Origin of the sequence: Mycetocola sp. BIGb0189 (genome assembly GCF_024810155.1) — a bacterium.
GTDB lineage: Bacteria > Actinomycetota > Actinomycetes > Actinomycetales > Microbacteriaceae > Mycetocola > Mycetocola lacteus.
In genome coordinates, this window is sequence record NZ_JANUED010000011.1 from 15,584 (window position 1) to 42,554 (window position 26,971).

Annotated in this window: 18 protein-coding genes; 11 read left to right on the forward strand and 7 right to left on the reverse strand. The window is 67.3% G+C overall.

Going from position 1 to position 26,971, the window contains the following annotated elements; all coding sequences use genetic code 11:
- The first annotated feature begins 31 nt into the window (after positions 1–31).
- Both M2390_RS15325 and M2390_RS15330 read left to right on the forward strand, forming a co-directional pair.
- The gene (locus M2390_RS15325) at positions 32–3,751 is read left to right on the forward strand and encodes an efflux RND transporter permease subunit (protein WP_259180020.1); all 3,720 of its coding nucleotides are present in this window, start codon (positions 32–34) and stop codon (positions 3,749–3,751) included.
- 169 nt (positions 3,752–3,920) lie between these two features.
- Positions 3,921–6,344, forward strand: coding sequence for an Ig-like domain-containing protein (locus M2390_RS15330; protein WP_259180021.1), 2,424 nt, complete (start codon positions 3,921–3,923; stop codon positions 6,342–6,344).
- An 81-nt stretch (positions 6,345–6,425) separates the two neighbouring features.
- On the opposite strand, the gene M2390_RS15335 is transcribed toward M2390_RS15330, so the two are convergent.
- The 3 genes from M2390_RS15335 to M2390_RS15345 form a co-directional block, all read right to left on the reverse strand.
- Positions 6,426–7,241, reverse strand: coding sequence for a DedA family protein (locus M2390_RS15335; protein WP_259180022.1), 816 nt, complete (start codon positions 7,239–7,241; stop codon positions 6,426–6,428).
- Between the two features lie 167 nt (positions 7,242–7,408).
- Entirely contained in the window at positions 7,409–7,984 is a 576-nt protein-coding gene (locus M2390_RS15340; RefSeq protein ID WP_259180023.1) for an antibiotic biosynthesis monooxygenase, read from the reverse strand.
- Positions 7,985–8,056: 72 nt separating this feature from the next.
- On the reverse strand, positions 8,057–8,320 hold the full coding sequence (locus M2390_RS15345; protein ID WP_030147891.1) for a GlsB/YeaQ/YmgE family stress response membrane protein: 264 nt from the start codon (positions 8,318–8,320) through the stop codon (positions 8,057–8,059).
- Between the two features lie 357 nt (positions 8,321–8,677).
- Here M2390_RS15345 and M2390_RS15350 point away from each other — a divergent pair, with 357 nt between their 5' ends.
- Positions 8,678–10,918, forward strand: a complete 2,241-nt coding sequence (locus tag M2390_RS15350) for a DEAD/DEAH box helicase (RefSeq protein WP_259180025.1) — start codon at positions 8,678–8,680, stop codon at positions 10,916–10,918.
- Positions 10,919–11,193: 275 nt separating this feature from the next.
- Complete coding sequence (locus M2390_RS15355; protein WP_259180027.1) at positions 11,194–12,588, forward strand: putative peptidoglycan glycosyltransferase FtsW; 1,395 nt, start codon at positions 11,194–11,196, stop codon at positions 12,586–12,588.
- Between the two features lie 22 nt (positions 12,589–12,610).
- On the opposite strand, the gene M2390_RS15360 is transcribed toward M2390_RS15355, so the two are convergent.
- Positions 12,611–14,833, reverse strand: a complete 2,223-nt coding sequence (locus M2390_RS15360; RefSeq protein WP_259180029.1) for a bifunctional UDP-sugar hydrolase/5'-nucleotidase — start codon at positions 14,831–14,833, stop codon at positions 12,611–12,613.
- A 297-nt stretch (positions 14,834–15,130) separates the two neighbouring features.
- Between M2390_RS15360 and M2390_RS15365 the strand changes: the two genes are divergently transcribed.
- Positions 15,131–16,258, forward strand: a complete 1,128-nt coding sequence (locus M2390_RS15365) for a DNA cytosine methyltransferase (protein WP_259180031.1) — start codon at positions 15,131–15,133, stop codon at positions 16,256–16,258.
- The gene (locus tag M2390_RS15370; RefSeq protein ID WP_259180032.1) at positions 16,251–17,093 is read left to right on the forward strand and encodes a GIY-YIG nuclease family protein; all 843 of its coding nucleotides are present in this window, start codon (positions 16,251–16,253) and stop codon (positions 17,091–17,093) included. The genes M2390_RS15365 and M2390_RS15370 overlap by 8 nt, the downstream gene beginning before the upstream one ends.
- A gap of 9 nt (positions 17,094–17,102) precedes the next feature.
- Here the strand turns inward: M2390_RS15370 and M2390_RS15375 are convergent, their stop codons facing one another.
- From M2390_RS15375 to M2390_RS15385, 3 genes are all read right to left on the reverse strand, one after another.
- A complete protein-coding gene (locus M2390_RS15375; protein WP_259180035.1) occupies positions 17,103–17,933 on the reverse strand; it encodes an energy-coupling factor transporter transmembrane component T in 831 nt (276 codons plus the stop codon).
- A gap of 64 nt (positions 17,934–17,997) precedes the next feature.
- The gene (locus tag M2390_RS15380) at positions 17,998–19,677 is read right to left on the reverse strand and encodes an ABC transporter ATP-binding protein (protein ID WP_259180037.1); all 1,680 of its coding nucleotides are present in this window, start codon (positions 19,675–19,677) and stop codon (positions 17,998–18,000) included.
- Positions 19,678–19,711: 34 nt separating this feature from the next.
- Entirely contained in the window at positions 19,712–20,287 is a 576-nt protein-coding gene (locus M2390_RS15385) for an ECF transporter S component (protein ID WP_259180039.1), read from the reverse strand.
- Between the two features lie 157 nt (positions 20,288–20,444).
- On the opposite strand from M2390_RS15385, the gene M2390_RS15390 reads away from it, so the two are divergent.
- The 5 genes from M2390_RS15390 to M2390_RS15410 all read left to right on the forward strand — a co-directional run bounded on the left by M2390_RS15390 (position 20,445) and on the right by M2390_RS15410 (position 26,855).
- Positions 20,445–21,056, forward strand: coding sequence for a hypothetical protein (locus M2390_RS15390; protein WP_259180041.1), 612 nt, complete (start codon positions 20,445–20,447; stop codon positions 21,054–21,056).
- 94 nt (positions 21,057–21,150) lie between these two features.
- A complete protein-coding gene (locus M2390_RS15395; protein WP_259180043.1) occupies positions 21,151–21,870 on the forward strand; it encodes a YcnI family protein in 720 nt (239 codons plus the stop codon).
- Positions 21,867–22,598, forward strand: coding sequence for a copper resistance CopC family protein (locus tag M2390_RS15400; RefSeq protein WP_259180044.1), 732 nt, complete (start codon positions 21,867–21,869; stop codon positions 22,596–22,598). Before M2390_RS15395 ends, M2390_RS15400 begins: the two co-directional genes overlap by 4 nt.
- Before the next feature lie 194 nt (positions 22,599–22,792).
- The gene (gene recQ / locus M2390_RS15405) at positions 22,793–24,631 is read left to right on the forward strand and encodes a DNA helicase RecQ (protein WP_259180047.1); all 1,839 of its coding nucleotides are present in this window, start codon (positions 22,793–22,795) and stop codon (positions 24,629–24,631) included.
- A gap of 166 nt (positions 24,632–24,797) precedes the next feature.
- Positions 24,798–26,855, forward strand: a complete 2,058-nt coding sequence (locus tag M2390_RS15410; RefSeq protein WP_259180049.1) for an acyl-CoA dehydrogenase — start codon at positions 24,798–24,800, stop codon at positions 26,853–26,855.
- The last annotated feature ends 116 nt before the right edge of the window (positions 26,856–26,971 follow it).

Here is a 26,971-nt window from a genome sequence, read left to right on the forward strand (position 1 = left end):
GGGCGCCCCACACCGACACCCAGGGAGTAACGTGCATAAGCTCGCCGTCCTCAGTCTGAAAAACCGGGCGCTGATCGCGCTGATCACCGTGGTGGTTGCGCTTTTCGGCGGCCTCGCGATGACCAGCCTCAAGCAGGAGCTCGCACCCAGCGTGCAGTTCCCGCAGCTTGTGGTGTTCACCGCGTACCCCGGTGCGGCACCGGAGGTGGTCAATAATGACCTCTCCACGCCGATCGAAACGGCGATTCAGGGGGTGCCGGGACTCGAATCCACGGCCACCACATCGAGTACCAACTCCTCCCTGGTTACGGCAACCTTCAAGTACGGCACCGATCTCGCCACCGCCGAGCAGAAAATCGGCCAGGCGATCAACCGGATCAAGTCGACCCTGCCGGATAACACCGACCCGCAGGTCATCTCGGCGAGCATCGACGACCTCCCGGTCATCCAGATTGCGGCCACCGGCAAGTCCAACATCAACGAGCTCGCCGACGCGCTGCGCCGCGAGGCCGTGCCGGACTTCACCAACGTCGAGGGTGTGCGCGACGCCTCCCTCGTGGGTGCCCCGACCCAGCGCATCACCATCACCCCGGATGTGGCCCAGCTGGCCGCCGCCGGAGTATCCACCAGCGCCATCTCGGACACCCTGAAGCAGAACGGTGTGCTGCTCCCGGCCGGTGAAATCACCGAGGCAAATAAGACCTATTCGGTGCAGGCGGGAACCCAGCTGGGCAGTGTCGATGACATCGCCGCGCTCCCGCTGGTGGGCGCGACCCCGAGTCCCGAGGGTGTGGTGCACACGATCGGTTCGGTCGCCAAGGTCGAGCTCGGCCAGGACCCGCAGACCTCGATTTCCCGGGTGGACGGTGAACCCGCCGTCACCATCGCGATCACTAAGACCCCGGACGCCAACACGGTTGCGGTTTCCCAGGCCGTACGCGACCTGATCCCCGATGTGGAAAAGAAGCTGGGCACCGACGTCAAGCTCTCGGTGGTCTTCGACCAGGCCCCCTACATTGAGCAGTCGATCGAGTCCCTGGCGACCGAGGGCCTGCTGGGACTGGTGTTTGCCGTCCTGGTGATCCTGCTGTTCCTGATGGACGTGCGCGCGACCCTGGTGACCGCGATCTCGATCCCCACCTCGGTGCTGATCACCTTCATCGGGCTGCAGGCCACCGGCTACACCCTGAACATCCTGACCCTGGGTGCACTCACCATCGCGATTGGGCGCGTGGTGGATGACTCGATTGTGGTCATCGAAAACATTAAGCGTCACCTCCAGCTGAGCCCCGATCAAACCCCGGCCGCGCGCCTGGGTGCGATTGGCGTGGCCGTGCGTGAGGTGGCCGGGGCGATCACCGCCTCGACCATCACCACCGTGGCGGTGTTCTTGCCGCTGGCCTTCGTGGGTGACATGACCGGTGAGCTGTTCCGACCGTTTGCGCTCACGGTGACCATCGCACTGGCGGCCTCGCTGCTGGTTGCGCTGACCATCGTGCCGGTGCTCGCGTTCTGGTTCCTCCGGGTCAAGAAGGAGAAGCCGGCCAAGGCCGATAAGAAGGCCAAGCCCGTTCCCGCCCCGGCCGCGCCCCCGCTGGCGATCGAGGCCGGTCCCGCGGCCCCGCCCGTGAGTGTGGTTCCGGCCGCCGACGTTGTCGAAGAGCCCGAGCCCGTGGTTCAGGCTGACTCGGGTGTGGAGCCCGTGGTTCAGGCAGACCCGAGTGTGGAGCCCGCGGTGCAGGCTGACCCGGGTGATGAGCCCGCGACCACCGAGATCGCGATCGTTCACACCGCCGCCGAGGGGGAAACCTCGGCGGTCGCGGCGGATGTATCCGAGGATGTTTCGGTTGAGACCGTTTCTATCGAAAACGCGCCCCCCGAGACCGAGACCGCGACCGAGACCGAGGTCCCGGTCGCGGCCCAGGCCGCACACACGCCGCATGTCCCGCACGCCGCCCACGCGGCCCATGCCGGGGCCGACGGGGTTGTGCTGGAACCCTCGCTCACCACCACCGCGACGCTCGAGCAGGATGCCGAGCCGGAAACCGGGTCGATTCCCGTGGTTCCGGGAGCTCCGCGTACTCGCCGGGCTCGCCGCGCGGCCTCCGGGGAGGGCATCGAGCCCGACGAGCTGGACAACCCCAGTTGGCTGCAGCGTGGCTATCTGCCGATCATCTCCTGGACGGTCAAGCACTCGGTCACGACCCTGCTGCTCGCCCTCCTGGTACTCGTCGGTACCGGTGCGCTGGCCCCCCTGATGAAGCTCAGCTTCCTGGGATCCTCGGGTCAGAACACCCTGAACATCTCGCAGACCCTGGAGCAGGGTGCCAGCCTTTCGGCGCAGGACACCGCGGCCTCCACGGTGGAGAAGAAGCTGCGCGAGATCAAGGGCATCGAGACCGTGCAGGTCTCGATCGGTTCCAGCGGCAGCGCCCTGTCCGACGCCTTCTCCGGCGGCGGATCGGGCAGCATCAGCTACTCGATCACCACCGATGCCAACGCCGACCAGGACGCCCTGCAGGCCACCGTGCGCAAGGAACTCGACAAGCTCAAGGATGTGGGCACGCTCAAGCTGGCAGCCAGCTCCGGCTTCGGAGCCTCGAACGTGATCAAGATCGACGTGCAGGCTTCCAGCGCCAAGGCTTTGGCCGAGGCGACCAAGGTGCTGCACGATAAGGCGGCCAAGCTCGATGGCGTCGCCGAGGTGGATGACACCATCTCCGAGGCGCGCCCCTTCATCCAGGTAAAGGTGGATCGCGACGCCGCCGCCAAGGTCGGCCTCTCCGAGGTTGCGCTGGGTAGCATCGTGGCTCAGGCAGTGCGTCCGGGCCAGATCGGTCAGATCGCGCTGGATGAAACCACCGTGAAGATCTACCTCGCCAGCGAGAACCCGCCGCAGACCCTCGCCGAGGTGCAGGGCCTGACCATCCCGACCCTGGGCGGCCCCCAGCGTCTGGACGCTCTGGCCACCGTCTCGGTGGTGGATGGTCCGGCCACGATCACCACGATCCGTGGCGACCGTTCGGCCTCGGTCAACATCACCCCCGCGGGGGAGGACATCGGTGGCGTCAGCTCTCAGGTGACCAAGCTCCTCGCCGACACCAAGCTGGCCGACGGGGTAACCGCCTCGATCGGTGGTGTCGCCTCGGATCAGAGCACCGCATTTAGCCAGCTGGGTCTGGCGATGCTCGCGGCGATCCTGATCGTGTACATCGTCATGGTGGCCACCTTCCGCTCGCTGCGTCAGCCGCTGTTGCTGCTGGTTTCGGTGCCGTTCGCGGCCACCGGTGCCATCGGCCTGCAGGTGGCAACCGGCGTCCCGCTGGGTGTGCCCTCGCTGATCGGTGTGCTGATGCTGGTGGGTATCGTGGTGACCAACGCGATCGTGATGATCGACCTGGTCAACCAGTATCGCGAGCGGGGACTCAGCGTCCCCGAGGCGGTCAAGCACGGTGCCGCCAGACGTCTGCGTCCGATCCTGATGACCGCACTGGCGACGATCTTCGCGCTGATCCCGATGGCACTGGGCATCACCGGGCACGGCGGGTTCATCTCGCAGCCGCTGGCGATCGTGGTGATTGGTGGTCTGCTCTCCTCGACCGTGCTGACCCTGATCGTGCTGCCGAGCCTCTACAACCTCGTCGAGGGTGCCAAGGACCGTCGTGCCGAGAAGCGCGCGGCGAAGGCCGTGGCCAAGTCGGAAGCCGGTTTGACCATTGCGGACGCGGCGAAGGCCGGCCAGAACGGCTAACCACGCTCGTCACACTCGGGGCCTCGCACACACCGTGCGGGGCCCCGAGTGTGTGCGCCGCTCGTGTCCGATTGGCTGATGTGTGCGCGCCTGCGACACCCGAACGGGGTGCGTAAAAACCCGCGTTCGGGGGACATACACCCGGGTATCGGGTGCGCCACACTGTTGGATGGTGCGCGCCCACACGGGGCGCCAGAACCGTCAGCAGCGTGGGCAAACCGTGACCCGTGCGATCAACGCCCGGGAGTTCCCCTCGATGTTTATTTCTGGCCGCCCGCCGGCCACCCGTATGTCTCGTGCCCTCCGGGGCGGCCTGACGCGTCGTCTTGCGGCCGTCGCCGCCACCGCGCTGGTCGCCGGTGCCCTGAGCGTTTTCGCGGGTGCCCCGCAGAGTGCGCAGGCGGCACCGGTCCTGCTGCCCGGCGCGGTGAAGTCGCTGACCATGGATTCCTCGGTCACCGACGGCAACTCTGAGTTTCGACTTCAGGTGGGTTTCAGCGCCCCCACCGCCCAGGCGGGCGACTACTTCGATGTGGAACTCGACCCGAGGCTGATGTCGCTGCGCAGCACCTATGTGGTCCCGAATCGGGAAACCAACCGGGTGATGCTGGATGTCAGCGTAACCCCGGCTTCGGGTAGCACCGGGCCGATCGCCCGCTTCACCTTCACCGACGAGGTGGACGGGATGTCCAATATCTCGGGGTCGGCATCCTGGGGTGTGAAGTTTGCCAACATCATGACGCCCGCGGGAACCTATGCGGATATCGTGACGAAGGTCAACGGATCCATCCGCGCGACCCACTCGGTCACGGTCAAGCAGGTGCACAACCCCGATGCCACCTGGATCGACGGTCCGTCTAAGCAGGCCTGGTCCTCGGATCTCGGGGGCGTCCCGCGGGTGCAGTACCTGCTGGTGGGTGGACCGGGACCGTTTGCTTCGATCACGCTGAGCGACTCTGATCACTCGCCCGAAGCCGGAGCCGGTGCCCCCTGGGTCATCAACTGTGAGCTGCCGATCGCCACCCAGCTGCGTGACCAAAATGCCCAGAATGCGGCGGATGTGGTGGCCCCGGTGACCTGCGCCGACGGCACCATCTCGGCCACCTTTACCAACGTGCCGGCCGGGCGCGTGCCGATCCTGGTGTTCTTTGCGACCTCGACCCAGCCGCTCAGTGAGCAGGGCGACCTGACCTTCGAAAACACCGCCGTGTACACCAGCGCCGTGCAGCCCTTCCCCAACGGGGAGCGTCGCTTCGAGGCGAGCCAGACCTACACCCAGAACTTCGGAGGTGGGGCCGGGGGCGAGGCCACGCTGAAGACCCCGGTGGCGACCGAGTTCGCCTGTTCGGCCCCCGGTGAGTCCACCGGTCCGCAGTTTGAGCCGCTGACCAACGGCAGCGGGGTCCGCTATACGGTGCCCACGCGAATCGTGCCCGGTGCGACCGCCGCGGTGCGCGCGACCCTGCAGCAGGGATACACCTTCCCCGAGGAGCTCCCCGCGGGTTGGGTTCGCCTGAGCCCGACCGAGGCGTCGTTCACCCACACCTTCCAGGGGGCGGTGTCCTGTACCGCGGAGGCGGATGCGCTGCCCGCACCCACGATCACCCAGGCCGTATGTTCGGCGCTGGGCATTCCCACGGTCCCGCGCTTCGAGCTGGCGACCGAGGGTTTGCGCGGCGTGACGTTTGAGCAGACCGGTTCGCCCTTGAACGGTGGGACCGTGACGGTCACCGCGACCCTGCTGCCCGGTTTTGTCTTCCCGAGTGAGATCACCGCGGGCTGGGTTGTGGATGCCGAGGCGGGGACCGCAACCCTCACGGTGCCCTTCGAGGCTCCCAGCTGCCTGATCTCCGCCGGGATCCTGCCGACCCCGAGACCGTCCGCCCCGGTGTGTCAAGAGGATGGAACCTTCAGTACCGGATGGCTGGATTACTGGGTGTTCGAGGATATGGAGGCCCGGATTACCACCGGACCGATCACCGAGACGGACGGTGTTCAGCGCCACACCCTGATCGCCACCGCCAACCCCGGCTTCGGTTTCACGGGAACGCTGACCCCGGGATGGGTTGCCGATCCCTCCGGCACCCGCGCTGTTTTTGTGCACGACTTTGAGCTGGGCCCGTGTGACGAGGTAGTTCCGAGCCCGACGCCGACCCCGGGGGAGTCCGAGGGGCCGACCTCGTCGCCGGAGCCGACGGAGGGCAGCACGTCTTCGCCGGAACCCACCGAGGGGGGAACCTCTTCGCCGGAGCCGACGGACGGTAACACTTCGTCCCCCGAGCCCACGGAGGGCAACACCTCCTCTCCGGAGCCGACGGAGGGCAGCACGTCTTCGCCGGAACCCACCGACGCCACCTCGTCCCCGGCGACGCCGTCCTCCTCGCCCACCGAGATCGCCGCGCAGCCGGGCACGACTCCGGGTACCGGTGCGGCCACCCCGGCAACCCCGGTAACCGCCCCGACCGCCCCCGCTCCGCTGCCTCGCACCGGCGCCGGCACGGGACCCGCCCTGCCGCTGATTGGCGGCACCCTGATGCTGGGCCTGCTGCTCCTGGCCGGATCAATCCTGCGTCGTCGGGACACCCGAGGCTAGCCCCACCGGCCACCCACGCAGAAACGGCGACCCCGAGCGGGGTCGCCGTTTCTGCGTTTTGGTTATCGGTGCGTGGGCGGTCTATACCGTCCCGCGCAGCGGGGTGAAGTCTCCGGTGTCGCGTCGTCCCGGCCGCGCGGGGCGTGCCGTGGTTTCGGTCTGGGTTGCCTCTGCGGTGGGCGGCTCGGTGGGCTCGGCCGCCTGGTCGCGGTAGGTCAGCGCGTCAATCTCACGGTCGCGGATGGCACTCGCGGTGATCGGGCGTGCGGGCACCGCGGTGCCGCGCCGAGCGGCGGAACGCTTGATGATCGCCCGGCGGATCCGGCCCACGGTGTCGATGATGATGCCCAGCAGGATCGCGAATCCGATGCCCAGCACCGCCCCGATCAGCGGGTTGCCCTGGGTCAGGTGTCCGGCGAGGGCACCGATCAGGATCGCGTGGATCGACCAGAGAAAACCGGCCACCACGCTGAGCACGGCAAAGCGTCGGGGCGGGAACCCGGTGGCCCCGGCGGTCATGTTGATCGCGATGCGCCCCACGGGAATATAGCGTCCCCCCAGCACCAGCAGGGTGCCGCGCTTTTCCAGTCCGCGGCGGGCGAAGTCCAGCGCCGCCACCACCCGGGGCTTGCGCATCCAGGCGTAGCGTTCCACCCCGACCGCGCGGCCGATCCGGAAGGCGATGTTGTCACCGATGGCCGCGCCGATCGCGCCGGCCACCAGGAGCACCCACACGTTGGGGGAACCCGCACTGATCGCAATCGCGGTGGCACCCACGAGCACGGCTTCACCGGGCACCGGCGGGAAGAATCCGTCGATCAGGACCATCGCCAGGACGATCAGATAGATCCACGGAGACGTCGCCATGGTGAGGATCGCGTCGGTCAGAAACTCCATGACATCTCATTCGTTCGGGGAGACGAGTGCGGGGGCACTCGACTCTTCCACGATACGTTTTGATGCCACATCAGAACATCCCTGACGGGATGATCCAGGGTCACCCCACAGGATGAGATGACCCTGAGACCGTGAGTGCACTCATGCGGGCGCGTCCCGCAACGGAATCAGCGGCGGCGCGGAGGCTTTTGAAGCCAGGGGCGCAGCCAGCGGGTCACCGTGGGCAGGCCCCAGTAGGCCATGATCGGGGTGAGTACGAGGGTGCTGACCAGCACGCGCAGCCACACATCCCACTCATTCCAGCCGGGAATGAGGTACGTGGCGATCAGGGTGAAGGCCAGGTTGAGCGGGAAGAACCCGAGCCAGATACTGGTCGCCTGCTTCCAGCGCGGTGGCACGATGACCGGCTGGATGGCCTCGGTAGCATCGATCGGGGTGTCGAACCACCCCTCGATTCCGGTGCGCCGCTCGGTACGGGTCTCCTGAGCGAATTCGCTCCCGGTGCCTAGCCACCAGCGGCGCTCGGGGGAGTTCTCCCAGGCGTCGAGGGTTTGGGCGTCGGCGAAGCGATAGAGCATGTGCCAGCTGGTTTCGCTGCTGCCCGATCGTACCCAGCCGGAGCCGAGGAAACCCGGATATTTGTTTGCAAGATTAATTCCCGCCTGAATCCAGACGGTGGCCTCGGAGAGTCGCGCGGGATCGACCGTGCGCTCGATGGAGACCGTAATGGCATTGTGTCCCATGCTTTCCAGTGTGAAGCATGATTGTTTCCAAAACATCACAGCCCCGGGGTGAAAACCCCGGGGCCGTGAGGACTAGGCCTTTTTTCGGCCGGTGATGGCGCCATAAATGAGGAGGACAACGATCGATCCAACAATCGCGAGTGCCCAGCTGCCCAGATCCCAGAATGCGTCGATCTTGGCGTTGAAGAGCAGCGAACCGATCCATCCACCCACCATCGCGCCGATGACACCCAGGATGAGGGTGGCGATCCAGCCGCCCCCTTGCTTACCGGGCAGGATGGCCTTGGCGATTGCTCCCGCGATCAGCCCCAGAAGTAGAAAAGCGAAGAAACCCATGGTGTACCTCCTGTTTTTCCGATGTGTCGGAGCCTTGCGGCCCGACACCGTGAACACAGGCTAACGCTCGTGATCTAAATGGTCCAGCCCCGGCCGGGAATCCCCCGTGGAAACCGCCGTGGTGGCGAGCCACGGGTGACAGAGCCGAAAAACTAGCGTATTGTAAGGAAGTCGGCTCTAGACGTCGCGGTGGGTACCGCGAAGCAATTGTCAGTCTGGTGGGCCGGTTTTGCACACGGATCTCGTGTGCATATTCACACGTTGTGAACGGCCCCGGCCCACTGATGTCCGGGGGAGAGAGCGCCGCTGCGCGCGGCCCTTCGCTGTTTCATGCCTGAAATACCCGGAAATTTTGTTATGCCTAAAAAGAACCACGTGGGCGGAAAGCGCCCCGCAAAGAACTACGATCCCAGCTACGGCAAGCGTCCCGCCAAGGGCGGCCCCAAGGCCGGTAGCCGGAGCCCCGGACACCGCGGATTCCGTCCCGAAGTAGAGGACGCCCCGCGCCAGAAGAACCGTTGGGATGCCGACGATCGCGCCGCCCGCTCGGGTGCCCGTGACGAGCGCGCCCCGCGCCGCTTTGACCGCGATGACCGCGCTCCGCGTTTCAACCGTGACGAGCGTCCGGCTGCCGGTCGTGGCGACCGCGATGGCCGTCCCGCCCGTTTTGACCGTGACGATCGTGCCCCGCGCTTCAACCGTGACGAGCGTCCCGCTCGCGGTGGCGACCGCGATGGCCGCCCGGCACGCTTTGACCGTGACGAGCGCCCCCGTTTCAACCGTGACGAGCGTCCCGCACGTTTTGACCGTGACGAGCGCGCCCCGCGTCGCTTTGATCGTGACGAGCGTCCGGCCGCCGGTCGTGGCGACCGCGATGGTCGCCCCGCCCGTTTTGACCGTGACGATCGTGCCCCGCGTTTCAACCGCGATGAGCGTCCCGCTCGCGGTGGCGACCGCGATGGCCGTCCCGCACGTTTCGAGCGTGATGACCGCGCTCCGCGTTTCAACCGTGACGAGCGTCCCGCACGTTTTGACCGTGACGAGCGCGCCCCGCGTCGCTTTGATCGTGACGAGCGTCCGGCTGCCGGTCGTGGCGACCGCGATGGCCGCCCGGCACGTTTCGAGCGTGACGATCGTGCCCCGCGTTTCAACCGCGACGAGCGTCCCGCCCGAGGCGGCGAGCGCGACGAGCGCCCCCGTTTCACCCGTGACGAGCGTCCCGCCCGTCCTGCGTTCGGTGACCGTTCCGAGCGTCCCGCACGCTTCGACCGCGGTGACCGTCCCGAGCGCCCCTCGCACGGCGACCGTGGTGCCCGTCGTGGCGGCTACCAGCCGCAGGATGACGTCGTACTAGAGCGTCTCGAGGCCGAGGCCATCCAGGCCGAGGACGTCGAGGGCAAGACCTTCGGTGACCTGGGTCTTGGTGGCAACATCGTCAACGCCCTGGCCGAGCTCGGTGCCGCCGCACCGTTCCCGATCCAGGCCGCAACCATCCCCGTGGTCCTCGAGGGCCGCGACGTCCTCGGCCGTGGCCGCACCGGATCCGGTAAGACCATCGCCTTCGGTGCCCCCCTGGTGGAGCGCCTGATGGAAAACGGTGGCGGAAAGAACCGTCGTCCGGGTCGTCTGCCCCGCGCGCTGATCCTCGCCCCGACCCGTGAGCTGGCCCTCCAGATCGACCGCACCGTGCAGCCGATCGCCCGCTCCGTGGGACTGTTCACCACCCAGATTTACGGTGGTGTTCCCCAGCACCGTCAGGTGGGTGCGCTGCAGCGCGGCGTCGACATCGTAGTGGGTACCCCGGGCCGCATCGAGGACCTGATCGAGCAGGGCCGTCTGGACCTGTCCGAGGTCAACGTGGTGGTGCTGGATGAGGCCGACCACATGTGCGACCTGGGCTTCCTGGAGCCCGTGCAGCGCATCATCCGCAACACCGCCGATGACAGCCAGAAGCTGCTCTTCTCGGCCACCCTGGACAAGGGTGTGGCCGCGCTGGTCAACGAGTTCCTGGAGAACCCGGCCGTGCACGAGGTCGCCGGTGAGGACCAGGCATCCTCGACCATCGACCACCGCGTCCTGGTGGTTGAGCACCGCGACAAGGACCGCATCCTGGAGCAGCTCGCCGGCCGCAACGGTAAGACCGTGATCTTCTCGCGGACCCGTGCCTACGCCGAGCGTCTGACCGAGCAGCTGGAGGATGCCGGTGTCTTCGCCGTCGCCCTGCACGGTGACCTGAACCAGGCCAAGCGCACGCGCAACCTGCACCAGCTCACCAGCGGCCGGGTGGATGTCCTGGTGGCGACCGACGTCGCCGCCCGTGGTATCCACGTGGACGACATCGACCTGGTGATCCAGGCCGACGCCCCGGACGAGTACAAGACCTACACCCACCGTGCCGGCCGTACCGGTCGTGCCGGTCGTGAGGGCACCGTGGTCACCCTGATCCCGCGCTCGCGCCGCCGCCGCATGGAGGAACTGCTCTCCCGCGCCGAGATCTCGGCCGAGTTTGTGGACGCCTTCCCCGGCGACGACATCATCGATGAAATCGCCGGCCGGGTCCCCACCCGCGCCCAGCTCGAAGCCAAGACCGCCGAGTAGTCGACGCCGCCGAGCCGCCCAGCTCGAGGCCAAGACCGCCGAGTAGTCCGCGATCCTCAACCGCCCGTCACCTCACGGTGACGGGCGGTTTTGCGTACCTCACAGGGGTTATCCCTCACTGGGAGTCTCTTGAGGGCGGGCATGTCGCCGGGGCGGCCAACCTACGCTGGAATGTGACATACAGGTCCACAGGGGAGGCATCGCATGCGGGTTCGCGAGCGCAACAGACGAGCATTCGGAGGCGAAAGCTTCGGGTATAGCGAAGCGACGTCGCGGTGAAGACGTCGTCCCGCCTGCAGGCGCGGATGCTGAGCATCGACACGGCGCTGCGGAACCGGATCGCCGGCGTATCAAACCGGGCACTGCTGCTGACCTCGGTGGTGCTGTTCCTCATCGGGTTTGGCGTGGTGATGGTGCAGTCGGCCTCCCAGCCGGGGGACGCCGAAAATGCCGGGGATCCCTTTGCCGGGGCACTGCGTCAGGGCGGGGTCGCGGCGCTCGCGCTGATCGCGATGTTCCTGGCCAGCCGGGCAACCCCGAGGTTCTGGAACCGGTTCGCCTGGATCGGTCTGGCCGGGGCGCTGCTGCTTCAGCTCGCCGTCTACACACCGCTCGGCTACGAGTCCGGCGGTAACCGCAACTGGATCCACCTGGGGTTTATCTCGATGCAGCCCTCGGAGGTGATGAAGTTCGCCTTCATCATCTGGGCGGCCACGGTACTCGGTTCCAAAGAGCGGCTGCTCAAGGGATGGAAGCACGCGGTCATTCCCGTGGTGCCGGTGGCGGCGCTCTCGATGGGCATCAACCTGATCGGCGGTGACCTGGGCACCGTACTGGTCATGGCGACCGTGATGATCGGGGTGCTGGTCTTCGCCAACGTCAACCTACGCACGATCGGAATCGTGGCGCTGTCCGGCATCGTCGCGGCCCTGCTGATGACCGCGATCAAGGCCAACCGCGTGATGCGACTGGTGCACTTTTTCCAGGTGGATTGCCGCACCGATAAGTCGGAGTATTTGGGCCTGTGCTGGCAGCCGTTGCACGGCACGTGGGCACTGGCCGATGGCGGGGTGTTTGGGATCGGCCTGGGCAACTCGATCGAGAAGTGGGGCTGGCTCCCCGCCGCCGATAACGACTACCTGTTCGCGGTGGTGGGGGAGGAACTCGGCCTGGTGGGCACCGTGCTGGTCCTGCTCCTGTTCTGTGTGCTCGCGGTCGCCCTGCTGGCGATCCTGGCGCGCGCCCGCGGGACCTTCGGTCGGGTTGTGGCCGGGGGTGTGTTCACCTGGCTGATCACCCAGGCCTTCATCAACATCTCGGTGGTGGTCGGGCTGCTCCCGGTGTTGGGAGTGCCGCTGCCGCTGATGTCCACGGGAGGATCGGCGCTGATCTCCGCGGGGGCGGCGATCGGTGCGGTGCTCTCGGTGGAGCGTCATTCGCTCGCCCCGGGGGAGGCCCGCGTCGATCCTGCCCCGCGCATGCCCGTCCCGGGGGCGGCGCACGCAGACGCGGCCTCGGCTACGGCGAGCGCACGCACGCCCCGGGCCGCGCGGAAGTCCGCCACCGCATTGGCCGAACGCGCGCAGCCCGAACCCGCGCCCAAGCTGGTCGACTGGCTCCCCGCCCCCACCCCGAGCGAATACGAAACGCCGCCCGCCACCGAGCGGTGACGGGCGGCGTGAGGGGTACCGACTAGTCGTTCACCGAGGATTCGGTGGACTCGGCGGTGGCCGCGGCGAGTGCGCGCTTACGACGCGAGGCCACAAACACACCGGCACCGGCCAGCAGCAGCACAAGCGCGGCGATCGGCAGCACGGCCGAAACCTGCGCACCGGTGTTTGCCAGGCCCGATCCCGGAGCGGCGACTACCGGAACCGCGGACGGGTCGACCGGGGTGACCGAGGGAAGCGTGGTGCCCGGGTCGGTGGGCTCGGGGCTCGGGACCACAACTGCGGCGGCGGTCACGGTGACCGGGAACTGCACCATGGTCTTGGACTCCAGCGAGGTCAGGGTCACGGTGTGAACGCCCTCGGCGGTATCCGCGGGCAGGGCCACGGTCACGTCGCCACCGGTTCCGGTGACGGGCGAGGTGCCCAGCGCGGTGGTGCCCAGCGAGGCCACCACGGTGGTGGAAACAGGGGACCCGGTCGAGGTGCGATCCAGGGTGCCCAGCTTCACGGTGAAGGACTTACCGGCCTCTACCGCCTCGGTGGGCAGACCCTGGGCCTGCACGCCGGTGCGGGCGAAGCTCGGGGTCAGGGTGCCCTGGGCGCGGAGGTAGTCGATCCAGGCATCGCGGTCGACCAGGCCCGAGTCACGGGTACCGACGCCGTTGTTGAACTCCCGGAAGTTGTCACCACCGGTGATCAGGAAGCCGAAGGTTCCCACGCGGTAGCCGCGGGCGGGGTCGATCGGGGCACCGGCCACGCTGATGGTGGTGATCCGGTCACCCTCGGGGCGGTTGGCATCAAACGTGTAGTGCACGTTGTCGCTCAGGCTCAGCTGCAGGTAGGGACGCGAGGGAACGTTACCCGCGGCATCGCGCTGCCACTGCTCCTCCAGAACCTTCTTTACCTGCGCCCCGGTGAGGGTCGTGGTGTAGAGGTTGTTGACGAAGGGGAGCACGCCGTTGGCCTGCGCGTAGGTCACGTTGCCGGCGGCGATATCGGTGCGCATGCCACCGGGGTTGACGATGCCGATTTCGGCGGCACCGCGCTCGGGGGTCGAGAGCGAGGCCAGCAGGGAGTTGGCGACCAGTGAGCCCAGCGAGGACTCGGCCGAGCGGTCATCGCCCACCGGACCGTTGAAGGCCCGGGTGATCGGTGCTGCGGCGGTGGCCACCACCTGGCTGCCGATCTCGTTGGCCTTGGCCACGGCCGCGGTCACGATCTGATTGACGGTCGCGACGCGGGGATAGGTGGCGATCAGCTCGTCGGTCGGGGTCTTCACCCGGGCGACGTTCTTGGCGTCGGCGCTTTCGACGGCACCGGTTTCGCGGTTCACGGTCAGCACAACCTGGCCGATGCGCTCGCCGTAGCTGCCGGTCTGCACGATCGGACGGGTGCTGCCGGCCGTGCCGGGCACCGGGGCCATCCACGCGTATTCCTTGTGGGTGTGACCGGTGAAGATCGCGGCCACGGCCGGATCGGTCTGGGTCACAATCTTGGCGAAGACGCCGCCGGCGGCGATCTCCTGCTCGAGGGTGGCACCATCCGGGGTGCCGGCGGAGGCACCCTCGTGGTACTCGGCCACAAACACGTCGGCGGCGTTGTCGGCCTTGAGCTTGGTGACCACGCGGTTGACGGCGTCCACCGGGTCGCCGAACTCCAGGCTGCTGATACCCGCGGGGGTGACCAGGGTCGGGGTTTCCTCGGTCACGGCACCGATCACGGCGACGCGCATACCGTCGGCCTCGATGATCTTGTACTCATCGAAGGCGGGCTCGGTGGTGCCCTTCTTGTAGACGTTGGCGCCCAGGTAGTCCCAGGCGGCGTTGTTTCCACCGTTGATCACGCGGTTCTTGAGGTCGTCAAGTCCCAGGTCAAACTCGTGGTTGCCCAGCGCCGAGGCCGACAGGCCCAGCGTGTTCAGCACATCGATGGTGGGCTGATCCTTCTGGGTGGCCGACGCGAACTCGCTGGCACCGATGTTGTCACCGGCGGAGAGCAGGATGCTCTGGTCCGGGGCGAACCCGGCGCGCAGCGATTCGACGGTGCCGGCAAAGTTGACGGTGCCGGTGGGAACACCCGACGCCAGGGACGCGTTGATGCGTCCGTGGAAATCATTGATGTTCATCAGGTTGATGGTGGCCGTGTCCGGGGCGGCCTGAGCGGGCAGCGCTGCAAGCGGTGCCATCAGGACGCCGGCGAGCGCGGCGAGGGTGAGGGTGCGCCGGTGGCGCGGGAGTAGCGACATTGTTCTCCTGGTGCGAAGGACGAGGGGCCGCACACACGGGTGCGTGTGCGGGACCAGCCTGTGGCGGTGACCAACATCACACCCCGGGGAAGGGAATGACCGGCTGTTGTCCCCCCGAAATAACCGTGGGTCAAACCTACCCAAACACCCCCGTGTGGGGGAACCGGACGCGGCGAAAGAAACCCATTGTTTACTCGATCGCCGCGATCCTCGGGGCGCCCCGAGGCAAATGACGGTGGGCCGGGATACCCTGAGAGGGTGTCCAATGTGCATCCCATCACGTCACACTCGCCCTCCGTGCTGGAGTTTTTTGCCGGCATCGGACTGGCCCGAGTGGGACTCGAGCATGCCGGTTTTCGGGTGGCCTGGTCCAATGACTATGAGCCCGATAAGTGGGCGCTGTATAACAAGAACTTCCCGCAGGATGCCGAGACCGGTGCACACACCTACGTGGTCGGCGACGTGGGCAACGTCTCCGGTGAGGACCTCCCCCGAGGTGCGGCGTTGGCCTGGGCGTCGTCGCCCTGCACCGATCTTTCGCTGGCCGGAAACCGCCGCGGTCTGGCCGGTACCCAGTCGAGCGCGTTTTGGCACTTTATTCGGCTGTTGGAGGAGCTCGCAGACGAGGCTCCGGACACCGTGGTCCTGGAAAACGTGGTCGGCCTGGCCACCTCCAACGGCGGGGACGACCTCACCGCGGCCATTCGTGCCTTCAACCAGCTGGGCTATTCGATCGACATCCTGATGATTGATGCGCGCCGCTTTGTGCCGCAGTCGCGTCCGCGGCTGTTTGTGGTGGGGGCCAAGAACCCGCCCGAGTCGGTGCCCGGTGCCAATCCAGAGCTGCGTCCGGAAAACCTGCAGGGCTTCTTCCGCGACTCCACCCTGACCACCCATCAGGCCCTACTCCCCGAGGCTCCGGCCATTCTGGTGGAGGGGTTTGGCAAGCTGGCCGAGGCGATGCCGGCCGATGACGCCCGCTGGTGGGATGAGACGCGCACACAGAAATTTATCGACTCGCTCTCGCCGGTGCAGCTGAGCCGAATCACCGAGATGCGTGGGTCCGCGGGTGTGAAGCACCGCACCGCGTATCGCCGAACCCGGCACGGGCAGGCGGTCTGGGAGGTCCGTCCGGATGATATCTCCGGCTGCCTGCGCACGGCCCGCGGGGGTTCCTCCAAGCAGGCGGTGGTGCAGTTGGGCAACGGCCGGCTGCGGGTGCGCTGGATGACCCCGCGCGAGTACGCCCGGCTGATGGGGGTCGGCGATTTCGACCTGAGCGGTGCCCGCGATAATCAGGCCTTCTTTGCCTTCGGTGACGCGGTGGCTGCCCCGGTGGTGGGCTGGCTGTCCGAGAACTACCTGCTGCCGGTGGTGCGTAAGGTGCGCACCGCCCGCCCCAGTGTGCGAGCCGCCGGTGTCTGACCTTGAGACCCTGCTACCGGGCTTTGATGGTGAGGATGAGCTTCTTCACGGTGCCAAGCCCGCCAAGCGTGAGCTGGCAGCCCCCGAGGTGCGCCGCTTCCGTGACGAGCTCTCCCGCTTCCTGACCGAACGCGACCACCAGGGTCGTGCCTGGGCTGATGCACAGTGGGGCGTCTACGCGTTTTATGACTACGAGGGCGAGCCCATCTATGTGGGCCAAACCAATGAGCAGCTGCGCACCCGCATTCGCCGTCACCTGACCGGGCAGCGCACCGACGCGGTGGCGATGCGCATCCTCGACGTCTTCGAGGTGGCCGAGGTGGAGATCTGGCCGCTCTGGGACCTCGAGGGTGTCTCCGGCCGGGACCGTGCGTCCCGGCGCATCCTGGATGCCTACGAGTACACCGCCTACCTCGACGCGATCGAGAAGTCGCGTTTCAAGGCCATCCTGAACGAGAAGATCCCGCCGGTGTCCCCGCGGGTCACCCTGCCGGCCTCGCTGCGCTGGCAGGTGGTGACCGATGCGGTGCGGGCCGAGCGTGGGCACCCGGACATCCGCATCGCCCGTCGCGCCGAGACGGTGTCTCGGCTGGCGGCGGTGGCGCATGAGCGTGGTGAGGTGTCCGACGGGCTGCGCCGCGTGCTCGTGGTGCAGTCGGTGCGGCTGGCCTTCCTGGCGGCCGAGCGTTTCGCCTTTGCCGGCGGCACCGCGGCCCCGGATCCCTCGGCCATCTCGGTCGAGAAACTGGTGGGGTCGGTGCGTGCCGAGCATCCCGACCCGGTGGATGTAGACAGCGAGATTCCCCGCGAACAGATCGAGTACCGGCTGTTCTAGCCGCCGGGGTTACCGGATCCAGAGAGCCGTGACGAACACCGCGGCGGTCACGATCCAGAACCCCACCATGAACACCCAGTCGCGGGCGCGCACGGGAATCTGATGGCGTTCGGTGCGCGTATCGTGAGCGCCGAAGGCGCGGGCATCCATCGCCAACGACACCCGGCCGGCATGCCGGATCGCGCCGGTGAGCAGCGGAACCACGTAGCCGAAGCTGCGCCGGGTGCTGGCGATCGGACCGCGACCGGGCGACATTCCGCGCACCCGATGGGCCTGCCTGATCGTCTCCAGCTCATGGCCAAAACGCGGCACAAAGCGGGTGGCGGCCAGGGCGGTGTAGCCGATCCGGTAGGGCAGGCGCAGGTGCTGAATGCTCGCGCGCACCAGGTCCGGCCCGGTGCTGCTCAGGCCACCGGTCAGCGCCAAACCAAACAGGGCGGCCAGGCGTAGGGCCGTGGTGAACCCGATCTCCAGGGCCCCCGCGGTGATCGGGAAGGACCCCAGTTCAAACACCACCGGGGTGTGGGCGACGCGACGCTGGTCGGCCCACAGCGTGAAGCTGAATCCGAACACCGCGATGAATGCCGGCAGCGCGATGACCATCGTGATCAGCGAGGAGCGCTGCCAGCGCAGACCGGTGAGCATCAGGACGGCACAGAGAATCACAAAACACAGCGGAGTGAACATCGTGCCCGACAGCAGCACCAGCACCATCGCCGGAATCGGACCAAAAATCTTGGCGAGCGGGTTGAGCCCGTACAGATACTCGCGTGGTGAGGCCAGGGGTCCCTGAATATCGGCGCGATACGCATCCAGCGCGCTGCCGCGTCCGCCGCTCATCGGGTCCCTCCGCCGCCGGGGAGCTCGGCGCGATACGCCACCGGTGCGCTCCTAGGTCTCGCGCTCATCGGATGCCTCCGCCGCCGGGGAGTTCGGCGAGCCGGGTGACCGTTCGCCAGCCGGGGTGCGCGGTCAGTCCCCGCATCGCGCGGATCAGCGGCGGCATGCGCAGCCCCGCCTCGAGGAGCAGGTCCTCATCGGCGAGAATCTCATCGCGGGTGCCGATGCGCATGAGCTCACCGTCCTTCATGACCGCCACGTGGGTGGCGAAATCGGACACCAGCTGCAGATCGTGGCTCACCACGATGATCGTGGTGCCGGTGGCATTGAGTTCATGCAGCAGCGCCAGCAGCTCGCCGGCGCGGGCGCGGTCCTGGCCGAAGGTCGGTTCATCCAGGGCCAGCATCGAGGCCCCGGCCACCAGGGCGGTTCCCACCGAGAGGCGTCGTTTCTGCCCGCCGGAGAGCAGGAACGGGTGCTGATCGCGGGCCTCGGTCAGCGCGAAGCGTTCGAGTAGATCGTCCACCCGGGCATCGATAATAGCCTGATCGATCCCGCGCAGGCGCAGACCGTGGGCCAGCTCATCGGCCACGGTGTAGGTCACAAACTGGTTCTCGGGGTTCTGGAACACAAACCCGATGCGGGTGGTCAGGGTGCGCACGTCGAGGCGGGCCGGGTCCAGACCGCCCAGGCTCACCGTGCCGCGTGGTGGTTGGATAACCCCGGCGATGGCCTGCACCAGCGTGGTTTTCCCGGCACCGTTGGTCCCGATCACCGCGAGGAAGGAACCGGCGTCCAGGGTGAGGTTGATATTGCGCAGCACCTCGCGACGTCCGCGCCTGAGACTCAGCCCGGTTACCTCCAGCTGCGGGGTATCCCAGATGCCCGGGACGGGTGGCGGCGGATCTGCCAGGGCCGGGAGCTCGCGTCGATCCAGCGCGGCGGTCAACTCGTCCGGGGTCAGCGGCAGCGGGTCGAGGATAATGCCGGCCTCACTCAGCCGCAGTGCCGCCATCAGCGACACCGGCAGCCAGACCCCCAGCTCGAGCAGCTCGGTGGCGTGGGTACGCAGAATCGAGTGGGCGTCCCCGAGGAACGCGGTGCGCCCCAGCGCATCCAGCACCAGAACCCGGTTGACCAGGTCCATCGCCGGATCCAGGTTGTGCTCGATCAGTACAATCGAGCGATCCTTCCGGGCAACCACCCGGGTCAGGACCCGATAGACCTCCTCGATACCCGCGGGATCAAGGTTTGCGGTGGGCTCATCCAGCACCAGCACGGGTGAGCGCATCGCCAGCGCACAGGCGATCGCCAGACGCTGTCGTCCGCCGCCGGAGAGCCGGTCGGGATTTTCGGTGCGGCGCTCCCACAGATCAACCTCGCGCAGCGCGGTTTCGGCGCGCTCCAGGACCTCGGCCACCGGTAGCCCCAGATTTTCCGGTCCGAAGCACACCTCATCCAGCACCGAACCGGTGATCATCTGGGAATCCGGATCCTGGAAGACCATCGCGACGCTTTCGCTGAGGGTCGCGACCGAGGCACCGACGGTTTCGGTTCCGGCGACCCGGACCGACCCGGTCAGTGTCGCCGGGATCGCGTGCGGGACCAGGCCGTTGAGGGTGAGGGCCAGCGTGGACTTCCCCGAGCCGCTGGGGCCAAGCACCAGCAGCACCTCGCCGGGAATCAGGTCCAGGCTCACACCATCGGGTCCGGGGCGAGCGCCGCCCTCGTGGGTGATGCTCACCTCGGACAGGGTCAGGGGTGGGTGTGCGGAGATACTAGGCCGTCGCTTTGCTTCCGCGGCGATCGCGTGGATATTCCAGGCCGCGCATCACCCCGGTGCGGGAGATGCGGGCCGCGAGCAGCTGGGCCAGCCAGGTGAAGAGTACCGGGCCCAGCACAAACAGGACGACAAAGATGACCTGGGAGACCACATCAAACTTGGAGATATTGAAGGCGAGCGCCAGGATCGCGGCCAGGGCCCCGCCGCCAAAGAGAGCGCCCACATAGTAGAGCCAGCCGGGCCAGTAGCGGAATCGGGTGAAGAGGAACGGCAGTTCCTGGATCAGGCCGATCAGCAGGCCGGTGCCGATGTGGCGGGTCCACTGGGTGGGGTCGATTGCCGAGCTGGTGAGCCCGGCGACAAAACCGGTGATCACCGCGACGCCCGGACGGCGCAGCAACCACTGCGCGATAATGCCGGGCAGGAAGTAGACGGAGATCAGCAGGCCGTAGAGAATCGGGATCGTGGCCAGGACCACCACATGCAGATAGCCGGTGATGCCCAGCGGGATGCCGCTGCCCACTCCGATGGCGGCGCACGTAAGCAGAAGACGCGTGTTTGTCCGATGCATGTGGGTGTGCTCCCGCCGAAAAAAGTGAGGATTACCTTCCAATTTAGTCGACCCCGTGGGAAGTCCACAATCGAGCGTCACCCCCGGTCCCCTCCCCGAGCATCGAATGCCCTGTGTATCGAGTATTCTGGGGGAGAACTCAGGGAGGATTCCGGTGGTGGAAACCAACAGGCGCGTGCTAGCGCTGCGTGGTGTATCCGCCGCCGTGGTCGCCACGTTTTTCGCGGCCCTCTCCCACGGAATGGCCGGAATGTCCGGGCCCTCGGCCCCGGCGATCGTCTGGGCGCTGATTCTCTCGGTCTTCATCTGTATCGCGCTTGCCGGGAAGAAGCTGTCGCCGGTGCGGATCGGCCTCTCGGTGGTGATCGCCCAGTCGCTCTTCCACGCGCTGTTTGCCTTCCTGCCCGCGGGCGGGGCCCACGTGGCTCAGGCCGCGGGTGCCGCTCACGTGCACGGCGGGCCGGTGGTGATCAGCGCGCTTGAGCCGCTGACCCATGCCGGTCATGCGGGACCGATCATGTGGGTTGCCCACGCGGTGGCGGCGCTGGTCACCTGGCTGTTCCTCCTGCACGGAGAAGCCGCGCTCTACTCGCTGCTGCGGGAACTGCGCCTGCTTGCCCGCGTGCGCATTCTGTTGGGGATCCTCACCGAGCGTCCGCTTAGCCGCGCCCGGGTGCTCATCGCCGAGGCGATTACGCCGTTGCGCGAGCGCCATCTGGAGATCCGGTGCACCCGCGGGCCGCCGGTTCTGGCCGGGGCATCCATCTAGCTCCCTCCATGTGGGGGCGCTGGCCGTGATGCCCAGACGCCGGTGCGCGAGGTCCCTCGCGCATCCCCACGGATCCAGAAAGCCCCCAAATTTCATGAAGTACACAAAAACCCTGTCGATCTCCGGTGCCGTCCTGGCCGGAGCGGCTCTCGCGATTGCGGTGCCGCTGGCCGCCAGCGCTCACGTGAGCGTCAAGCCCTCGGACACCTCCGCCGGTTCCTACAGCCTGCTCACCTTCTCGGTGCCGCACGGCTGCGAGGGAAGCCCGACCACCTCGATCAAGATCACCATCCCCGAGGAAATCAACGGGGTCACCCCCACGGTCAACCCCAACTGGGACGTGACCAAGGACATGGTTGATCTGGCCACCCCGATCAAGGATGCCCACGGAAACTCGCTCGCTCAGCGGGTGGGTTCGGTGACCTACACCGCCAAGACGCCGCTGGCCGATGGCTACCGCGACGCCCTGGTCCTCCAGCTGCAGCTGCCCGCTGAGGCCGGGAAGACCCTCACCTTCCCGACACTGCAGACCTGCGAGACCGGATCGACCAACTGGTCCGAGATCCCCGCCAAGGGGCAGGACGAGGAGGACCTCAAGGCTCCGGCCCCGAGCCTCGTGGTGACCGCCGCAGCCAAGGACAGCGGCCACGGCGGACATGACGCCGCGGCCACCGAAACCGCCGCCGAGACCCACACCACCGCGGCCGAGCCCGACGTGCTCGCGCGCGGTCTGGGTATCGCCGGTCTGGCGCTCGGAGTGGTCGGCATCATCGTCGGCACCCTGGGCCTGCGCGCCAAGGCGGCCCGCAAGTGAGCCGGGCCCGTCTGATCGCGCTGCCGCAGGCTCCCGTGCGCACGGCACTGATCGTCATCCTGGGACTCGTCCTAGCGCTGGCCGGACTGATGCTGAGCACGCCCGCCGCGCAGGCACACAACACGGTGGTGTCCGAGTACCCGGCCGCCAAGTCCACGGTGACCGAGCAGCCCGGACAGATCGTGGTGACCACCAACGATAATCTGACCCCGATCGGTGTCAACACGGCGATCGTGGTGGGCCCGGATGGTAAGCACTATGCCTCCGGATGTGGCGTGGTCAACGGGCCCGCTCTGACCATGCCGGCCGAACTCGGTCCGGCGGGAACCTACACGGTCACCTGGCAGGTTGTCTCGACCGATGGTCACCCGATCTCGGGGGACTTCACCTTCGACTGGCAGCCCGCTGCCGGGCAGAAGCTGGGCACCGGTCAGACCGAGCGTCCGGTGTGCTCGAGTGCCGAACCGGGGGAGGGCACGGTCACCACGCAGGGGACCGATGCCACCCCGCAGACCGGCTCGGACGCCGCCTCCGCCGCCCCCGGCGAGGAGGTGGGCCCGAACGTGCGCCCGCACACCGCGGCGATGGATGACATCGGCTGGATCGTGGTGGCAATCGGCGTGGTCCTCTTCGGCGGTCTGGTCCTGCTGGTGCTGCTGCTTGTGCAGCGTCGCCGCAGCGATGTGGCCCGCGAGGAGGCCGAGAAGGCCAAGCGCCAGAACCCGTAGGTTCTCCGATCAGGGGCCCGGTCACGCATCCGCGTGGCCGGGCTCTTGTGGTTTTGTGAGGGTCTGCGTGTGTCGAGCGTGTGCACGTGGCCGGGCTCTTGTGGTTCGCCGGAGCTTTCGGGGTCGTCCGGATTTTCGGTGCCGTGCCGTACCCGGGGGTCAGGGTGCGCCGCGCAGCGGGTAGCCTGGGAAGGATGAGCACGCAGACAGCACCCGAGGCCCCCACCGCACTGGAAATCCTGCAGCGGGTCTTCGGGTATGAGTCCTTCCGGGGCGACCAGGCGGCGATTGTCGAGACCGTGCGCTCGGGTGGCAACGCGGTGGTGCTGATGCCCACCGGTGGCGGAAAGAGCCTCTGCTATCAGGTGCCGGCACTGCTGCGCGAGGGTACCGCGATCGTGGTCTCCCCGCTGATCGCGCTGATGCAGGACCAGGTGGATGCGCTGCTCTCGGTGGGCGTGCGCGCCGCCTTCCTTAATTCCACCCAGGACTTCGAGGAGCGCGAGCGGGTCGAGAATGCGTATCTCACCGGCCAGCTCGATCTGCTGTACGTCGCCCCCGAGCGGCTGAGTTCCCCGCAGACCAAGCGCTTCTTGGCCAACGGCCACGTCTCGCTGTTTGCGATCGATGAGGCGCACTGTGTGTCGCAGTGGGGTCACGACTTCCGCCCCGACTACCTGGCGCTGGGTGAGCTGGCCGAGCTGTGGCCGGACGTCCCCCGAATCGCGCTGACGGCCACCGCGACCGAGGCCACCCACCGCGAGATCCGTCAGCGCCTGCACCTCGAGGATGCCGCCGACTTCGTCTCCAGCTTTGACCGTCCCAACATCCAGTACCGGATCGTGAACAAGGCCGAGCCGCGCAAGCAGCTGTTGGAGTTCATCCGCTCCGAAGGCGAGGGCCAGGTGGGCATCGTCTACGCGCTCAGTCGTAAGACGGTCGAGGCCACCGCCGAGTTCCTGCGGGCCAACGGGATCAACGCGCTGCCGTATCACGCGGGGTTGCCCGCCGAGGTGCGGGCACACACGCAGGCACGCTTCCTGCGCGAGGACGGCATGGTGATCGTGGCGACCATCGCGTTCGGGATGGGGATCGATAAGCCCGATGTCCGTTTTGTCGCCCACATCGACCTTCCCAAGAGCATCGAGGGCTATTACCAGGAGACCGGACGTGCGGGCCGCGACGGCGAACCCAGCGTGGCCTGGCTCACCTACGGTCTGCAGGACGTGGTGCAGCAGCGCCGGATGATCGATGAGTCCCCGGGAGACGCGGCGCACCGTCGCCGCCTGGGCCAGCACCTCGACGCGATGCTCGCGCTGTGTGAGACGGTCGAGTGCCGCCGGGTCAACCTGCTGGCCTACTTCGGCGAGCGCGGCACCGCCTGTGGCAACTGTGATGTGTGCCTGAATCCGCCGCAGGTGTGGGACGGTACGGTCCCCGCCCAGAAGCTGCTGAGCACGATCGTGCGGTTGCAGCGCGAGCGCAACCAGTCATTCGGTGCCGGCCAACTGATCGACATTCTGCGGGGCAAGACCACCCCGCGCACCCAGCAGTGGAGCCATGAAACCCTGGCGACCTGGGGCATCGGCAACGACCTGTCCGAGCCGCAGTGGCGCGGGGTGATCCGCCAGCTGCTGGCCCGCGGCCTGCTGATCACCCAGGGCGAGTACGGCACGCTCGCGCTCTCGCAGACCAGCGCCGCGGTGTTGCAGGGGGCGCAAACCGTGCCGCTGCGCACCGAGATGGCGCGGATTCCGCGCGGGAGCTCCTCGGCCAAGCGCAGCGCGCTGGCGGATCTGGCCCCGCGCGAGCTCGAGTTGTTCGAGGAGCTGCGCGCCTGGCGTGCCTCCGAGGCGCAGGAGCAGGGTGTGCCCGCGTACATCATCTTCGGGGATGCCACGCTGCGTGAGGTGGCTCAGGCCCGCCCGCTGGATGAGTCCAGGCTCGCGGGCATCACCGGGATCGGTCAGAAGAAGCTTGAGCGCTATGGCGAGGACCTGGTCGACGTGGTGCGCACCTATCTCGGGCGCTAGCCGTACCTATTCCACCAGGAAAGGCGTCCGCGTTAGTGGAAGTCCTACAGGTTTTGACGGTGGCCGGGCTTGGCATTTGTGCTCCGCACACGTGATGCTTCCGTTGTGTGGGTTGTGCTCCTAGCGTGGGAGGACGATCCACGATTTTGGAAAGGCACGGCCAGCGATGTCCAACACCTCACCCAACGCCTCCGGCAATGGCGCCACCTTCAACCACGAGATCCTGCATCGGGCACTCCTGGGCCGCTGGCCCGAGGCCCGGCTGCACTCGCGCGAACTCGCGGCCAAACCCGAGATGCAGCGCGATCCACTGCTCGGCATGGATGAGCACCGTGAGCGGGTGCTCGGCCAGCTGGGACTGCTGGTTGCGGACGGACAGGTGCACGCTGCATTCCCCAAGACGGTGGGAGGACGCGAGGACCACGGCGGGAACATCGCGGGGTTTGAGGAGCTGGTTACGGCGGATCCCTCGCTGCAGATCAAGGCCGGCGTGCAGTGGGGCCTGTTCGGTTCCGCGGTGATGCACCTGGGCACCGCCGAGCATCACAAGCGCTGGCTGCCGGGCATCATGAGCCTGGAGATCCCCGGGGTCTTTGCGATGACCGAGACCGGACACGGCTCGGATGTGGCCTCGATCGGGACCACCGCGACCTTCGACGCCGATACCGACGAGTTTGTGATCAACACCCCGTTCCGCGGTGCCTGGAAGGACTACCTCGGCAATGCGGCCATCCACGGCCGCGCCGGGGTGCTGTTTGCCCAGCTGATCACCGGCGGAGTGAACCACGGCGTGCACGCCTTCTTCATCGAACTGCGCGATAAGGACGGCAACTTCCTGCCCGGCATCGGCGGCGAGGATGACGGACTGAAGGGCGGACTCAACGGTATCGACAACGGTCGCCTGCACTTCACCGACGTGCGTATCCCGCGCACCAACCTGCTCAACCGCTACGGCGATGTGGCCGCCGATGGCAGCTACACCTCGCCGATCGAGAGCCCCGGGCGTCGCTTCTTCACGATGCTGGGGACCCTGGTGCAGGGGCGGGTCTCGCTGGATGGTGCGGCGACCGTGGCCAGCGCCATCGGCCTGCAGATCGCGCTCACCTACGCCAACCAGCGCCGCCAGTTCAACGCGGCCTCCGAGTATGACGAGCAGGTGCTGCTCGACTATCAGCGCCACCAGCGTCGGCTGATCCCCAAGCTCGCCCAGACCTTCGCCCAAAACTTCGCTCACGATGAGCTGCTCACCAAGTTTGATGCGGTGTTCAGCGGAGCCGAGGACACCGATGAGGACCGTCAGGATCTGGAGACCCTGGCCGCCGCCCTCAAATCTCTGTCCACCTGGAACGCGCTCGATGTGCTTCAGGAGGCACGCGAGGCCTGTGGCGGCGCCGGCTTCCTGGCCGAGAACCGCCTGGTGGGGCTGCGCGCCGACCTCGATGTGTATGTGACCTTCGAGGGCGATAACACCGTGCTGCTGCAGCTCGTGGGCAAGCGCCTGCTGGGCGACTACGCGCGTCGATTCAAGGGTGCCAGCGGCGGGGACCTCGCCCGCTTTGCCGTGGGGCAGGCCACCGATCGTGCCTTCCACGGATCGGGGTTGCGCCGGCTCACCCAGAATGTTGCCGACCTCGGTCAGGTGGCGCGTTCGGTGGGGCATGTGCGGGACGCCGACGAGCAGCGCGACCTGCTGACCGGTCGCGTGGAAACCATGATCGGGGAGATCGCCGGCCGTCTGCGCCCGGCCGGTAAACTCGGCGCAACCGAAGCCGCGGCGCTATTCAACTCGCAGCAGAATGAGCTGATCGAGGCCGCCCGCGCCCACGCCGAGCTGCTCCAGTGGGAGGCCTTCACCCGGGCCATCGAGAAAATCGAGGATCGGGATACCCAGACCGTGCTGACCTGGCTGCGCGACCTGTTTGGTCTGAGCCTGATCGAGAAGCATGCGGCCTGGTACCTGATCAACGGTCGTCTCTCGCCGGCACGGGCCCAGGCCGTGAGCGCCTATATCGATCGCCTGGTCGAGCGGCTGCGTCCGCAGGCTCAGGGGCTGGTTGAGGCATTCGGTTACGGTCCCGAGCACCTGCGCGCGAAGATCGCCAGCGGTGCCGAGGAGGAGCGTCAGGAAGAGGCCCGGCAGTATTACCGCACCCAGCGGGCGAGCGGTGAGGCACCGATCGAGGAGAAGAAGCTGAAGAAGAAGGCGGCCCGAGCCTCGGCCTAGCGCTCGGGGCTTACCCCGAGGAACCCGCGTGTGGGGGTCATCCGATCGGATGATCCCCACACGCCTGTTTTGGCCCGTGGGGTGGATGCCAGCACGGGTGTGCTGAAAATAGGGTG

Excerpts from the sequence above, each read along its gene's own strand:
- M2390_RS15345 (WP_030147891.1), bottom strand. The coding sequence starts at position 8,320 with ATGGGTTTCTTCGCTTTTCTACTTCTGGGGCTGATCGCGGGAGCAATC.
- M2390_RS15360 (WP_259180029.1), bottom strand. The coding sequence starts at position 14,833 with ATGTCGCTACTCCCGCGCCACCGGCGCACCCTCACCCTCGCCGCGCTC.
- M2390_RS15340 (WP_259180023.1), bottom strand. The coding sequence starts at position 7,984 with ATGGGACACAATGCCATTACGGTCTCCATCGAGCGCACGGTCGATCCC.
- M2390_RS15395 (WP_259180043.1), top strand. The coding sequence starts at position 21,151 with ATGAAGTACACAAAAACCCTGTCGATCTCCGGTGCCGTCCTGGCCGGA.
- M2390_RS15335 (WP_259180022.1), bottom strand. The coding sequence starts at position 7,241 with ATGGAGTTTCTGACCGACGCGATCCTCACCATGGCGACGTCTCCGTGG.
- M2390_RS15330 (WP_259180021.1), top strand. The coding sequence starts at position 3,921 with ATGGTGCGCGCCCACACGGGGCGCCAGAACCGTCAGCAGCGTGGGCAA.
- M2390_RS15375 (WP_259180035.1), bottom strand. The coding sequence starts at position 17,933 with ATGAGCGGCGGACGCGGCAGCGCGCTGGATGCGTATCGCGCCGATATT.
- M2390_RS15385 (WP_259180039.1), bottom strand. The coding sequence starts at position 20,287 with ATGCATCGGACAAACACGCGTCTTCTGCTTACGTGCGCCGCCATCGGA.
- M2390_RS15410 (WP_259180049.1), top strand. The coding sequence starts at position 24,798 with ATGTCCAACACCTCACCCAACGCCTCCGGCAATGGCGCCACCTTCAAC.
- M2390_RS15350 (WP_259180025.1), top strand. The coding sequence starts at position 8,678 with ATGCCTAAAAAGAACCACGTGGGCGGAAAGCGCCCCGCAAAGAACTAC.
- recQ (WP_259180047.1), top strand. The coding sequence starts at position 22,793 with ATGAGCACGCAGACAGCACCCGAGGCCCCCACCGCACTGGAAATCCTG.